Genomic DNA, 13920 nt, shown 5'->3' with positions numbered 1-13920 from the left:
GACCCGGTCGACGCGAGCCGGGCCCGGCACGAGGCCGCAGGAGGACCCGGGTGGAGCAGGGCGCAGCGCGCGAGCGGGCGACGGAGAGACCGTCCCCGCCCTCCGGCGACGCCGCCGCCCGGGACTCGGAGGAGGCCGTACGGGTGCCGGAGCAGGCCCGTGGCATCGGACGGCCTCCGGGCGGCACCGGCCAGGCCGCCGACGCGGGGCAGTCCCGCGGCGCGGAGTCCGCCCGGGGCGAGTCCGCACGACGCGAGTTCCCCCGTGCCGAGTCCGTTCGGGGTGAGTCCGCCGGGGGCGAGTTCCCCCGTGCCGAGTCCGCCCGGGGCGGGTCTGCACGAGCCGAGTTCCCCCGTGCCGAGTCCGCCCGGGGCGGGTCTGCACGTGCCGAGTTCCCCCGTGCCGAGTCCGCCCGGGGCGGGTCTGCACGTGCCGAGTCCGCCCGGGCCGAATCCGTACGTGCCGAGTCCGCCCGGGGCGAGCACACCCACGGCGAGCGGGACGTCCCCGGTGCCGCTCCCGCCGCCGCACCCGCGTCCGCCCCCCGTGTCGTACGGCACTCCGTCCGCGGCCAGATCCTCGACGCGCTCCGCACCGCCCTCGTCGGTGGCGAGCTCGTCCCCGGCGAGGTGTACTCCGCTCCCGCCCTTGGCGAGCGGTTCGGCGTCTCGGCCACCCCGGTCCGCGAGGCCATGCAGCGCCTCGCCGTCGAGGGCGCCGTCGAGGTCGTGCCGAACCGCGGCTTCCGCGTCACCGAGCGGACCCCCCGCGAGCTCGCCGAACTCGCCGAGGTCCGCGCTCTCATCGAGGTCCCGGTCATGCTGCGGCTCGCCCGCACGATCCCGGCCGCCCGCTGGGCCGAGCTCCGCCCGCTCGCCGAGGCGACCTCGACCGCCGCGGCCCGGGGCGACCGCGCCCACTACGCCGAGGCCGACCGGGCGTTCCACCGGGCCGTCCTCTCCCTCGCGGGGAACGAGCAGCTCCTGGCCGTCGCCGACGACCTCCACCGCCGCTCCCAGTGGCCCCTGATCAGCGCGCCGGTCGTCCGCCACGGTGTGCTCGTCGCCGACGCCGCCGAGCACACCGCCCTGCTCGACGCGCTGATCGCCCAGGACCTCCCGGTCGTCGAAGCCCTCGTTCGCGAACACTTCACCGGCTCGAACGCCTGACCCTGCCGCCCGCTAAGGTTGATGATCATGTCAACCGGCAAAGCCACAGGGGGAATCAGTATGAGGACGGGCGTACGGGGGATCGCCGTCGCGGCGGCGATGGTGTTCGCGCTCACGGCATGCGGAGACGGTGACGGAGCCGACGCGGTCACGGGGAACGACGTGATCCCGGGAATCGCGGAGGGCCAGGGGGAGGGCGAGCAGAAGGTGCCGCCGGTCTCGCTGGACGAGGCCGGGATGATCAACGCCCTGCCGCACTCGTCCGAGTTCACCGACGGCACGTACGGCGCCGGTGATCCCGTGCTTGTGCAGGGGGCGGAGTCCGGGAAGGCCTGCCTCGACAGGCTGGAGGTGGAGTGCCCCGGTGTGAAGAGCTTCAGCTTGAAGGACCTGGCCCTGGCCGGCTCCAGCTCGGACACGGGGGCCACCTTCATCCTCGCCTCCTTCGGCACCGAGGAGGAGGCCGCCGCCGTACTGAAGACGCTGGAGAAGCACAAGAAGGAGTTCAACGGCCCGTCCGGCCGCTACACGCCGGTGAAGGTCGAGAGCGGCGGCGCCGACGAGTGGTTCGCCATCGAGAGGAACGACTTCGTCGGTGTCTACATGCGGATCGGCACCGTCCTTTCCTACGTGATCACCGACGACTTCGGACGTGAGCGCGCGGAGGGCGCCGCCCAGCTCCAGGTCGGCCGGCTCAAGGTCGTCGCGGCGGGCGGCGACCCCGACGCCTGACCCGCCCCGAGAAACCCGCGGATGCTCCCGGCGGACCGTACCCACGACGGGGCGGTCACCCGGGGGCCCGCGCCCACTAAGGTCAAGGGCGACAGCCGCCCGTACCGCGTCGCCCGTGAGGTGTCCCATGCCGTCCGCGACCCCGTCCCCGGCAGGGGACGGACGCCGACCCGCCACCGGCACGGAAGCCGGGGCCGCGGCCCTGCTCGGCTGGCTCACCGATCCCGAGGCGCCCCGGCTCTGCCTCGTCACCGGCGCCCCCGGCAGCGGCAAGACGGCCCTGCTCGGCTGGCTCGCCGCGTACGGGCCGAGGGCCGGCCGGCCGCGCCGCCGAGCGGCCCGGATGATCGTCCCGCTCGCCGGTCAGAGCGCGCTCGGCGCCACCTGGACGATCGCCGACCGCCTCGGCGTGGTGGCCAGATCGCCCGGCGACCTCGTGCAGGCCCTCGCCACCAGCGAGGCCCGGCCCGCCGGCCGTACGGTCCTCCTCCTGACCGATCTGCACGCCGCCGCCGAACCCGCCGCCCTCACCGAACTGATCGCCGAACTCGCGGGCGTGGGCCGGGTCCGGCTCGTCGTCGAGGCCCGGAGCGACACCCCGGCTCCCGAAGCCCTCCGCGCCGGCCGCCGGGTCACCGTCGTGGACCTCGACGGCGAACCGGACCCCGCCGCGGGCGCCCCCGAGCGGCCGGCCCGGCCGGGGCCGGACCTCTCCGACCCGGTGGCCGTCTGCGTCGCCGATCCGCTGCTCGTCACCACGGCGTACGTCACCGGTTCAGCCGCCGCCGGAATTCCCGGCACCCTCGACGGCCCCGAGCCGTCCGCCCGTCCCGGCGAGAGTGCCGACGGCGACCACGGCGGGCTGCGGGCCGCCTGGATGAGGGCCGGACAGTCCCTCTGCCGCGAACAGCCCCCGGCCGAACGCGCGTTGGTGCTCCTCGCGGCGCTCGGCGACGGCGCCGACCCCCGACTGCGCCCCGCCCTGCGCGAGTTGGCGGAGGGCGCCCCCTGGCGGCTCCGCTGGGCCCGTCACCGCGGCGACCTGACCCCGCCCTGGCCGGGGCCCGTCACCGTGCTCGGGGCGGCCGGCGGCCCCCTGGAGGGAACCCTGCTCGTCGGCGACCGCACCGGCACCGTACGGCTGCTCCACGAGGCCGACGCCAGCCCCGCGGGACGGCTCGCGCACACCGTGCCCGGCCGGATCACCGCGCTCGCACCCGCGCCCGACGGCACGGTGCTCCTCCTGGACGACCGGGGGAGGCTGCACACCGTACGGGGGGCGGCGCCCCGGGCCCCGTACCTGGAACGCCTCACGGAGGCGGTCTCGGCGACCCTGGCCCGTCATCCCGGCACGGCCCTCGCGGCGATCGCGGGTTCGGTGGTGGTGGGGGACCGGCTCGGCTCCGTGCACGCCTTCGGTCTGACGGGTCTGCACCAGGCGGCCTCGCACAGCGGCCGGGTCACGGCGGTCTCGGCAGTCGAGTCCACGACGCCGTTCGTCTGCTCCGGGGGCGCCGACGGGACGGTACGGATCTGGACCCCGGGCCGCGACCCGCTTTCCGAGCCCCTCGTCGAACGCCGCTCGCCGGTGGTCTCCCTGCACGCGACGGAGACTCCGCACGGCCCGCTGGTCGCCGTGGCCTGGGCCGACGGTCTGGTCGGTCTGCACCGCCCCGAGGGGGGCCGGACGCTGGCTTTCCGTCCGGGCCCCCCGGTCCGCGCGGTCGCCGTCACCGGCGCCGGCTCCCTGCTCATCGGCACCGACGAGAGTCTGGTGTGCCTCGCACCGAGAAGCTGAGCAGCCGTCACCGACCGGCCGACTGAGGTGAGTTCAGGTGGCCGTCTGGGGGGTCAGCTGGCTCGCGAGCCAGGTCGGCACCCCGCCCAGGAGGCGGAAGAGGCGACGGGCCTCGGCGCGCAGACGGCCCGCCTCCGGCTCCGTCTCCGTGGTGGCGAGGGCGGTGAGCGCCGGGGCCGTACCGACCAGGTACCCCAGCTCCTCCCGGATGCGCAGCGACTCCGCGAAACCGTGCCGGGCCTCCGCCAACTCCCCCTCCCGCAGCGCGAGTCCGGCGAGATGCCGCCAGGTGGAGGAGAGCAGCAACGAGTCTCCCTGCGCGACGGCCCCCGCGTGCGCCCTGCGGTACGCGGCCCGCGCCGCCTGCGGGGAGTCGCCGAGGTTCTGCGCGATGAGTCCCCGCCGCAGGTCGAGCAGCGGTCTGCCCTCGGCGGAAGGGGCGATCAGGGCGGCCGCCCTGCCGAGGGCCATCCGTGCCTCGTCGGCCCGGTCGCGGACCCCGAGAAGCGTGGACGCGTAGGCCAGATAGCCGCGTTCACAGGCCGCGGCCCCGCGTTCCTCGTCCGTACGGGCCACCGCCTCCGCCGCCCGGAGCGCCTCCTCGGCGTCGGCCCAGCCCTTCTCCGTGTAGAGGCAGCGCTCGATCAGCAGCGCGGCCCGTTCGAGTGCGGCGGCCGGTTCGGCCGCGTGCGGCGCGAGCAGTGCCGCCGCGTCCGTCCAGCACCCCCGGGACCGGAGTCGCCATATGGCGGTCTCCACGGGGGTCTCCTTGCCATAGGCGAGGGACGGATCTTCGCCGCCCCTTGATTCGGAACCAGACATGGCGGTATCCGCCACATTGCCCTCCCCGAGCGCGCCATTGAGCTGTTGAGTGAGAACCGCATCAGAGCACGAACGGGAGTACCTGGCCAAGGGGTCAGGTGAAAGAATTCACAAGAGGCCTGCGGATCGGGGTGCGGCTGCCGCGAGGGCGGCCGACACCCCGTCAGATCATCGGGGGGCCCGTGATCAGGCGCCGGAGCGGCCCGCCGGCCGTCCCGGCGCCCGGACCGTCACCGGCCCGGACGTCACTCCACCGGACTCGCCCGAAGGGGTGAATCCCGAACGGGACGCTCAGCTCATCCGCAGGGCGAGGAAGAAGTCGAGCTTGTCCTCGAGACGCGACAGATCGCGTCCGGTCAGCTGCTCGATCCGGCCCACCCGGTAGCGCAGCGTGTTCACGTGCAGGTGCAGCCGGGTCGCACAGCGCGTCCAGGAGCCGTCGCAGTCCAGGAACGCCTCCAGGGTCGGGATCAGCTCCGCCCGGTGACGCCGGTCGTAGTCGCGCAGCGGGTCGAGCAGCCGGGCCGTGAACGCGCGCCGGACGTCGTCCGGGACGAACGGCAGCAGCAGCACGTGCGAGGCCAGCTCGTGGTGGCCGGCCGCGCAGACCCGGCCCGGACGGGCGGCGGCGACCCGGCGGGCGTGCCTGGCCTCCTCCAGGGCCCCGCGGAGGCCCTCCGCCGAGTGCACGGCCGCGCTGACCCCGAGCGTGAGCCGGCCGTCGTCGGCGAGGCCGGCCGAGAGCGGAGCCCGTACGGCGGCGAGCAGCGCGTCCGCGTGCAGGCCGAGCGCGGGCCCCGGGCCCTCGTCCTCGCTCTCCGGCAGCGGCCCCGTCGCCAGCGGTACGAGCGCGATGGCCTCGTCGCCGCTGTGCGCGACGGCGATCCGGTCGGCCGACTCCGCGCCCACGGTCGCCGGGTCGACGAGGATCTCCTCCAGGAGCGCCTGGGCGACCGGGCCGCCGTCCACGGCGGTGCCCTGACCGGCCTCCTGCTCCCACTCGACCCGGGCGACGACGACCTGCCAGTGCGGGGCCGTGCCCAGGCCGGGCAGCAGCACCGGGGCGGCGACCCGCAGCCTCGCCGCGATCTCGGCGGGCGCCGCGCCCGTCTGCACCAGCTCCAGGACCTCCTGGGCGAGCCGGCGCCGCACCGTGCGGGCGGCGTCGCGGCGGTCCCGCTCGACGGCGATCAGCTGGGTGACGCCCTGGAGCAGGTCCAGCCGGGCGGCGGGCCAGTCCCCGGCGTCCGCCTCGACGGCCAGCAGCCAGTCCGAGAGGACCGTCTCGCGCACGTCCTTGGCGGCGGGGACGGCACCCCGGCCGGTGTTGCGGATCGGGAAGAGCGAGTACGCCGTTCCGCCGGTGCTCAGCCGGTGCGGGCCGCGCCGGCCCGTCCGGGTGGCGGCCAGGTGCTCACCGGCCAGGGTGGCGGCGAGAGCCGCCGGGAGGGGCTCGCCCGCGCCCGCGATCTGGCGGCCGGTGGGGGAGAGGACCCAGGCCCGCAGGTCCAGGTCGGAGCCGAGCAGGTCGAGGACCACCTCGGGGCCGCCGCCCGCGGGGCCCGAGGTCATGAGCCGCCGGTGGCGGTCGACGACGGCCGCCAGATCGCCGGCCCGCTCGCCGGAGACCTGTCGAACAACGTGTTCCGTGATGGTCGCGAACGCAACGGTCTCGTTGACCGCGAAGAGCGGCAGCCGATGGCGCGAACACGCCTGTACGAGATCGTCGGGGATGTCGCCGAGCTCCGCCTCACCGGCGGCGAGGGCCGCGACCCCGGCCGAGGCCAGGATCCGGGCGAAAGGCTCCGCGTCGGCCGGCTCCCGCAGCCAGGCGAGGCCGGTGAGCACCAGCTCACCGCCCGAAAGGTACCGGCTCGGGTCCTTCAGGTCCGTCGTCATCACGCCGCGGACGGTGCGGTCCAGCTCGTCCTCGCCGCCGAGCAGGCGCAGCCCGAGCGCGTCGTTCTCCAGCAGTGCGCGCAGCCGCATCGTGTCGCCGCCGTTCCTTCGTCAGTGGGGTGGAGGGTGTCGCGTTGTCGACGGTGGAGTGGTGCCACCGTTTCCAGGGGAAAACAGCGAGGTTCCTGTTCCCCGCCTTTCGTTCGAATCTACAAGACGACAACGGGACCCAGCCAACTCCTTCATGTTTTCGGTGACTGCACCCGGGCGATCGTGGGCTTGTGTACTAGGCCACACACCGCGTGAACAGCACATGAACATGTAGTCGAGGGCCGGCCGTACCCCCGTAGCCCTGCGCGACCCCCGATCCTGAATCACTAGAAGAGAGCCACCATGGACTTCCTTCGCCCCGCCAGCTGGGAGGAGGCGCTCGCCGCCAAGGCCGAGCACCCCACGGCCGTGCCCATCGCCGGTGGTACCGACGTCATGGTCGAGATCAACTTCGACCACCGGCGCCCCGAGTACCTCCTGGACCTCAACCGCGTCGAGCTTCTGCGCGAGTGGGAGGTCGGCGAGGAGAACGTACGGCTCGGAGCCTCCGTGCCGTACACCCAGATCATGGAGAACCTGCGGGCCGAGCTGCCCGGTCTGGCGCTCGCCTCGCACACGGTCGCCTCCCCGCAGATCCGTAACCGCGGCGGCGTCGGGGGCAACCTCGGCACCGCCTCGCCCGCCGGCGACGCCCACCCGGCCCTGCTCGCCGCGGGCGCCGAGGTCGAGGTCGAGTCGGTGCGCGGCAGCCGGTTCATCCCGATCGACGAGTTCTACACGGGCGTGAAGCGCAACGCGCTCCAGCCCGACGAGCTCATCAAGACCGTCCACATCAAGAAGGCGGACGGCCCCCAGCAGTACTCCAAGGTCGGCACCCGCAACGCGATGGTCATCGCTGTCTGCGCCTTCGGTCTGGCCCTCCACCCGGAGACCCGGACCGTGCGCACCGGCATCGGCTCCGCCGCGCCGACCCCGATCCGCGCCAAGGAGGCCGAGGCCTTCCTGAACGCGGCTCTCGAGGAGGGCGGCTTCTGGGACAACGGCAAGATCATCACCCCGTCGATCGCGAAGCAGTTCGCCGACCTCTGCTCCGGCGCCGCCAACCCGATCGACGATGTCCGAGGCACCGCCAAGTACCGCCGCCACGCCGTCGGCATCATGGCCCGCCGCCAGCTCGGCTGGACCTGGGAGCAGTACCGCGGCGCCGGCCGCACGCTTGAGGGAGCTGCATAACCATGCGCGTCAATTTCACGGTCAACGGTCGTCCGCAGGAAGCCGACGACGTCTGGGAGGGCGAGTCCCTCCTCTACGTTCTGCGCGAGCGTCTGGGTCTGCCCGGCTCCAAGAACGCCTGCGAGCAGGGCGAGTGCGGCTCCTGCACGGTCCGCCTCGACGGGGTGCCGGTGTGTTCCTGCCTGGTCGCCGCCGGTCAGGCCGAGGGCCGCGAGGTCGTCACGGTCGAGGGCCTGGCGGAGTACGCCAAGCAGCGTGAGGAGCACGGTGGCTGCGCCTCGGGCGCCTGTGGCACCTCGCTCGACCACGCCAAGCGGTGGGAGGCCAAGCCCGGTCAGGACTCGCAGACCGGTGAGGGCGTCGAACTGAGCCCCATCCAGCAGGCGTTCATCGACGCCGGAGCCGTCCAGTGCGGCTTCTGCACCCCCGGTCTGCTGGTCGCGGCCGACGAGATGCTGGAGCGCAACCCGTCCCCGACGGACGCGGACATCCGCGAGGCGCTCTCCGGCAACCTCTGCCGCTGCACGGGTTACGAGAAGATCCTCGACGCGGTCCGCCTCGCGGCCGCGCGCCAGGAGCGTCAGGAAGAGGCGGTCTGACGATGGCTCAGAACACACGCACCGTACCGGCGGGCACGCCCACCGACGTCACCCAGAAGCACGTCAAGGGCGGCGTCGGCGAGTCCACCCTCCGCCCCGACGGCACCCTCAAGGTCACCGGCGAGTTCGCCTACTCCTCGGACATGTGGCACGAGGACATGCTGTGGGGCCAGATCCTGCGCTCCACGGTCGCGCACGCCGAGATCGTGTCCATCGACACCTCCGAGGCCCTCGCGATGGACGGCGTCTACGCCGTCCTGACCGCCGACGACCTGCCGGCCGCGAAGAACTACGGCATGGAGTTCCAGGACACCCCGGTCCTCGCGTACGGCAAGGTCCGTCACCACGGTGAGCCGGTCGCCCTCGTGGGCGCCGACCACCCGGAGACCGCCCGCCGCGCCGCCGCGAAGATCAAGGTCGAGTACCGGGAGCTGCCCCTCATCACCGATGAGGCCTCGGCCACCGCTCCGGACGCGATCCTGGTCCACGAGGGCCGCGACGACCACCACTCCGGTCACGTCCCGCACCCGAACATCGTGCACCGCCAGCCGATCATCCGCGGCAACGCCGCCGAGGCCGCCAAGAAGGCCGACGTCATCGTCAAGGGCGAGTACACCTTCGGCATGCAGGACCAGGCCTTCCTCGGCCCCGAGTCCGGCCTCGCCGTACCGGCCGAGGACGGCGGCGTCGACCTGTACGTCGCCACCCAGTGGCTGCACTCGGACCTCAAGCAGATCGCCCCCTGCCTCGGCCTGCCCGAGGAGAAGGTCCGCATGACGATGGCCGGCGTCGGCGGCGCCTTCGGCGGCCGCGAGGACATCTCGATGCAGATCCTCGCCTCCGTCCTCGCCCTGCGCACGGGCAAGCCCGTGAAGATGGTCTACAACCGCTACGAGTCCTTCTTCGGGCACGTCCACCGGCACCCGGCGAAGCTCTACTACGAGCACGGCGCCACCAAGGACGGCAAGCTCACCCACCTGAAGTGCAAGATCGTGCTCGACGGCGGCGCCTACGCGTCGTCCACGGCCTCGGTCGTCGGCAACGCCGCCTCCCTCTCCGTCGGTCCGTACGTCGTCGAGGACGTCGAGATCGAGGCGGTCGGCCTCTACACCAACAACCCGCCCTGCGGCGCCATGCGCGGCTTCGGAGCGGTCCAGGCCTGCTTCGCGTACGAGGCCCAGATGGACAAGGTGGCGGCGAAGCTGGGCATGGACCCGGTGGAGTTCCGCCAGCTCAACGCCATGGAGCAGGGCACCATCATGCCGACCGGGCAGCTGGTCGACTCGCCCGCCCCGGTCGCCGAGCTGCTGCGCATCGTCAAGGCCCGTCCGATGCCGCCGGAGCGCCAGTGGGAGACCGCCGGAGAGGGCGCGGACGTCCGCGCGCTGCCGGGCGGTCTGTCCAACACCTCCCACGGCGAGGGCGTCGTCCGCGGTGTCGGCTACGCCGTCGGCATCAAGAACGTCGGCTTCTCCGAGGGATTCGACGACTACTCGACCGCCAGGATCCGCATGGAGGTCATCAACGGCGAGCCGGTCGCCACGGTCCACACCGCGGCGGCGGAGGTCGGCCAGGGCGGTGTCACCATCCACGCCCAGATCGCCCGCACGGAGCTCGGCGTCCAGCAGGTCACCATCGTCCCCGCCGACACCCAGGTCGGCTCGGCCGGTTCGACGTCCGCGGGCCGCCAGACGTACATGACCGGCGGCGCCATCAAGAACTCCTGCGAGCTCGTCCGGGAGAGGGTCCTGGAGATCGGCCGGCGCAAGTTCGGCTCGTACCACCCGGCCTGGGCCACCGCCGAACTCCTCCTGGAGGGCGGCAAGGTCGTCACCGACGGCGGCGAGGCCCTCGCCACCATCGTGGACGTCCTGGAGGACCAGGCCGTGGAGGTCGAGGAGGAGTGGCGGCACCGCCCCACCCAGGCCTTCGACCTCGTCACGGGCCAGGGCGACGGCCACGTCCAGTACGCCTTCGCCGCGCACCGCGCGGTGGTGGAGGTCGACACCGAGCTCGGCCTGGTCAAGGTCATCGAACTGGCCTGCGCCCAGGACGTCGGCAAGGCGGTCAACCCGCTCTCCGTGGTCGGCCAGATCCAGGGTGGCACCACCCAGGGCCTGGGCGTCGCGGTGATGGAGGAGATCATCGTCGACCCGAAGACCGCGAAGGTGCGCAACCCCTCCTTCACGGACTACCTGATCCCGACCATCCTCGACACGCCGACCATCCCGGTCGACTACCTCGAGCTGGCCGACCCCAACGCGCCGTACGGCGTGCGGGGCATCGGTGAGGCTCCGACCCTGTCGTCCACCCCGGCCGTCCTCGCGGCGATCCGGAACGCGACGGGCCTGGAGCTCAACAAGACGCCGGTCCGCCCCGAGGCGCTCACCGGCACCCTGTAGGACTCTCCGGGCGGTACGTGCCTCCCCGGAACGTCACACTTCCACGCCCGTACCGCCCGGAGCCACCCGCATCACCGGCAGTACCGCAGTACCGATTCATTTCGTTCGTCTCGGGCCGTCCCCCGGGTCGTGCAGCCCACGCAGCATCCCAAATCCCGCAGCTTCAACCAGATCCGAACTCCTTCGAAGTCTGATGCGGGTGCCCCTTTGAACCTTGGGAGTAGGCCCCATGACCCAGTCGTCTGTGGAGCCCAAGACCGCTTCGGAGGACGCGGGCTCCGGCTCCAACGTCCCCGCCGGCCGCTCTTGGCTCGACCGGTACTTTCACATCTCGGAGAGAGGATCCACCGTCGCGACGGAGATCCGCGGCGGCGTCACCACCTTCATGGCGATGGCGTACATTCTCCTGCTCAACCCCCTGATCCTCGGCGGCAAGGACGTTGCGGGCAACGTCCTCAGTCAGCCCGCCCTCATCACCGCGACCGCGCTCGCCGCCGCCGTCACCACGCTCCTCATGGGCTTCTGGGGCAAGGTCCCCCTGGCCCTCGCGGCGGGCCTCAGCGTCTCCGGTGTGCTCTCCTCGCAGGTCATCGCCGTCATGACCTGGCCGCAGGCGATGGCCATGTGTGTGGCCTACGGTGTGATCATCTGTCTCCTGGTGGTCACCGGCCTCCGCGAGATGATCATGAACGCCATCCCGCTGGCGATCAAGCACGCGATCACCATCGGCATCGGCCTCTTCATCGCGATCATCGGCTTCGTCAAGGCCGGCTTCGTCCACGAGAACCCCGCCCCCGGCGGCGGTCCCGTCTCCCTCGGCCCGGCCGGCGAGCTCATGGGCTGGCCCGTCCTCATCTTCGCCGTCACCCTGCTGCTGATCTTCGCGCTGCAGGCCCGGAACATCCCCGGCGCCATCCTCATCGGCATCGTCGCCGGCACCGTCATCGCCATGATCGTCAACGCCGTCGCCGACATCCCGGCCAAGGGCGCGGGCGCCTGGTTCTCCGGCGCGCCGGAGCTCAAGGGCAGCGCCGTCTCCGCACCGGACTTCTCGCTCATCGGCGAGGTGTCCTTCAGCGGCTGGGGCGACGTCGGCTACATCACGATCACCATGATCGTCTTCACCCTCGTCCTCGCCGGCTTCTTCGACGCCATGGCCACCATCATCGGCGTCGGCTCCGAGGCCAACCTGGCCGACGACAAGGGCCGCATGCCGGGCCTCTCCAAGGCCCTGTTCATCGACGGCGCCGGTGGTGTCATCGGTGGTGTCGGCGGAGGCTCCGGCCAGACCGTCTTCGTCGAGTCGGCCACCGGCGTCGGCGAGGGCGCCCGCACGGGTCTGTCCTCCGTCGTCACCGGCGCCTTCTTCGCGGCCTGCCTCTTCTTCACCCCGCTCACCGCGATCGTGCCGGCCGAGGTCGCCTCCGCCGCCCTGGTCGTCATCGGCGCGATGATGATGCAGAACGCCAAGCACGTCGACTGGAGCGACCGCTCCGTCGCGATCCCGGTGTTCCTCACCGTGGTCCTGATGCCCTTCACGTACACGATCACCACGGGTGTCGCGGCCGGTGTCATCTCCTACGCCGTCATCAAGGTGGCGCAGGGCAAGGCCCGCGAGGTGGGAGCCTTCATGTGGGGCCTCACCGCGATCTTCGTCGTGTACTTCGCGATCCACCCGCTCGAGAGCTGGCTCGGCGTCGGCTGACGCCGCTTCCGCCGCCCTCCCCACACCTTCCAGAGGAGAACCGAGATGCTGGACATCGCCGAAGAGCTCAACCGGTGGGTCGAGCAGGGACGCGATTTCGCCGTGGCCACCGTCGTGGCCGTCGGCGGCAGCGCGCCCCGGCAGCCGGGCGCCGCACTCGCCGTCGACAGCGAGGGCACCGCGATCGGCTCGGTCTCCGGAGGGTGTGTGGAGGGCGCGGTCTACGACCTGTGCACGCAGGCCCTCGACGACGGCAGGACCGTCGTCGAGCGCTTCGGCTACAGCGACGAGGACGCCTTCGCGGTCGGCCTGACCTGCGGCGGCGTCATCGACATCCTCGTCACCCCGGTCCGCGGCGGGGTCTTCCCCGCCGCGCTCACCGCGGCCACCGCGGGGGAGGCGGCGGCCCTGGCCCGGATCGTCTCCGGCCCCGAGGACCTGATGGGCCGGGCCCTCCTGGTCCGCCCCGACGGCACGTACGAGGGAAAGCTCGGCGGCCACCCCGAGCTGGACCGCACCGCCGCGGGCGAGGCCCGCGCGATGCTCGACGCGGGCCGCACCGGGACCGTGGAGATCGGTGAGGACGGCAGTCGCTGCGGACAGCCGCTGACCCTCCTGGTCGAGTCCTCCGTCCCCGCCCCCCGCATGATCGTCTTCGGCGCCATCGACTTCGCCGCCGCCCTCGTCCGGGTCGGCAAGTTCCTCGGCTACCACGTCACCGTCTGCGACGCTCGGCCCGTCTTCGCGACGCCGGCCCGCTTCCCCGAGGCCGACGAGATCGTCGTCGAATGGCCCCACCGCTACCTGGAGTCCACGGAGACCGACGGCCGGACCGTCCTCTGCGTCCTCACCCACGACGCCAAGTTCGACGTCCCCCTCCTCAAGGCCGCCCTGACGCTTCCCGTCGCCTACATCGGCGCGATGGGCTCCCGCCGCACCCACGAGGACCGCAACAAGCGCCTCCGCGAGGTGGGCGTCACCGAACTCGAACTCGCGCGCCTGCGCTCGCCGATCGGTCTCGACCTCGGCGCCCGTACGCCCGAGGAGACGGCCCTGTCGATCGGCGCCGAGATCGTCGCCCACCGCCGCGGCGGCAGCGGCGTCTCCCTCACCGGCGCCCACACCCCGATCCACCACGACGGCCCCCGCGAACCGGACGGCCGCATAGGTTCTGTGGCGTAGGGGCTCCGCGCTCTCAGTGCGCCGCCCTCTCCCGTACCGTCGAGGCCCAGGCCGGCTGCTCCTCGGCGGCCTCCGCCTCGGCCCGCCGGCCGCCCCGGGCGAAGAAGTCCGCGAGCGGCAGGATCGCCGCGCCGACCGTGACCGCCTCCGGGCCGAGCGTGCCCAGACCGATGGCGACCCGGCCCGCCGGATACGTCAGGGCGTACTCCCTCGCGTATCCCCTGACCGTCTCCAGGAAGCGGGTGCCGAGCTGGAGGCCTGCCCAGCCGCCGACGAGGATGCGTTCGGGCTGGAAGAGGTTGATGAGGTCGGCGAAGCCGGCGCCGAG

General features: G+C 72.8%; 10 protein-coding genes and 1 pseudogene. 8 read left to right on the top strand and 3 right to left on the bottom strand.

Going from position 1 to position 13920, the window contains the following annotated elements; all coding sequences use genetic code 11:
- The first annotated feature begins 164 nt into the window (after positions 1–164).
- The 3 genes from ACFVYX_RS11625 to ACFVYX_RS11615 all read left to right on the top strand — a co-directional run bounded on the left by ACFVYX_RS11625 (position 165) and on the right by ACFVYX_RS11615 (position 3699).
- A complete protein-coding gene (locus ACFVYX_RS11625; protein ID WP_389681534.1) occupies positions 165–1169 on the top strand; it encodes a GntR family transcriptional regulator in 1005 nt (334 codons plus the stop codon).
- 60 nt (positions 1170–1229) lie between these two features.
- Positions 1230–1901, top strand: coding sequence for a hypothetical protein (locus tag ACFVYX_RS11620; protein WP_389681141.1), 672 nt, complete (start codon positions 1230–1232; stop codon positions 1899–1901).
- 127 nt (positions 1902–2028) lie between these two features.
- Positions 2029–3699, top strand: coding sequence for a WD40 repeat domain-containing protein (locus ACFVYX_RS11615; RefSeq protein WP_389681140.1), 1671 nt, complete (start codon positions 2029–2031; stop codon positions 3697–3699).
- Between the two features lie 33 nt (positions 3700–3732).
- On the opposite strand, the gene ACFVYX_RS11610 is transcribed toward ACFVYX_RS11615, so the two are convergent.
- Positions 3733–4521, bottom strand: a complete 789-nt coding sequence (locus ACFVYX_RS11610) for a hypothetical protein (RefSeq protein ID WP_389681139.1) — start codon at positions 4519–4521, stop codon at positions 3733–3735.
- A gap of 291 nt (positions 4522–4812) precedes the next feature.
- Positions 4813–6510, bottom strand: a complete 1698-nt coding sequence (locus ACFVYX_RS11605) for a PucR family transcriptional regulator (RefSeq protein WP_389681138.1) — start codon at positions 6508–6510, stop codon at positions 4813–4815.
- Positions 6511–6813: 303 nt separating this feature from the next.
- Between ACFVYX_RS11605 and ACFVYX_RS11600 the strand changes: the two genes are divergently transcribed.
- From ACFVYX_RS11600 to ACFVYX_RS11580, 5 genes are all read left to right on the top strand, one after another.
- Entirely contained in the window at positions 6814–7704 is an 891-nt protein-coding gene (locus ACFVYX_RS11600) for an FAD binding domain-containing protein (RefSeq protein ID WP_389681137.1), read from the top strand.
- Between the two features lie 2 nt (positions 7705–7706).
- Positions 7707–8303, top strand: a complete 597-nt coding sequence (locus ACFVYX_RS11595) for a (2Fe-2S)-binding protein (protein ID WP_389681136.1) — start codon at positions 7707–7709, stop codon at positions 8301–8303.
- Positions 8304–8305: 2 nt separating this feature from the next.
- Positions 8306–10705 (top strand): xanthine dehydrogenase family protein molybdopterin-binding subunit, encoded by a 2400-nt coding sequence (locus tag ACFVYX_RS11590; protein ID WP_389681135.1) that lies wholly within the window; start codon positions 8306–8308, stop codon positions 10703–10705.
- 229 nt (positions 10706–10934) lie between these two features.
- Positions 10935–12410: an NCS2 family permease gene (locus ACFVYX_RS11585; RefSeq protein ID WP_389681134.1), complete on the top strand. Its 1476-nt coding sequence runs from the start codon at positions 10935–10937 to the stop codon at positions 12408–12410.
- A gap of 45 nt (positions 12411–12455) precedes the next feature.
- The gene (locus ACFVYX_RS11580; protein ID WP_389681133.1) at positions 12456–13592 is read left to right on the top strand and encodes an XdhC family protein; all 1137 of its coding nucleotides are present in this window, start codon (positions 12456–12458) and stop codon (positions 13590–13592) included.
- A gap of 13 nt (positions 13593–13605) precedes the next feature.
- On the opposite strand, the pseudogene ACFVYX_RS11575 reads toward ACFVYX_RS11580, so the two are convergent.
- A pseudogene (locus ACFVYX_RS11575) lies at positions 13606–13920 on the bottom strand (sugar kinase); the annotation flags it as partial.

It is taken from the genome of Streptomyces sp. NPDC058326, from assembly GCF_042879855.1.
GTDB lineage: Bacteria > Actinomycetota > Actinomycetes > Streptomycetales > Streptomycetaceae > Streptomyces.
The sequence above is the reverse complement of the archived record's forward strand: the minus strand, read 5'-3'. Positions and strand labels throughout refer to the sequence as shown.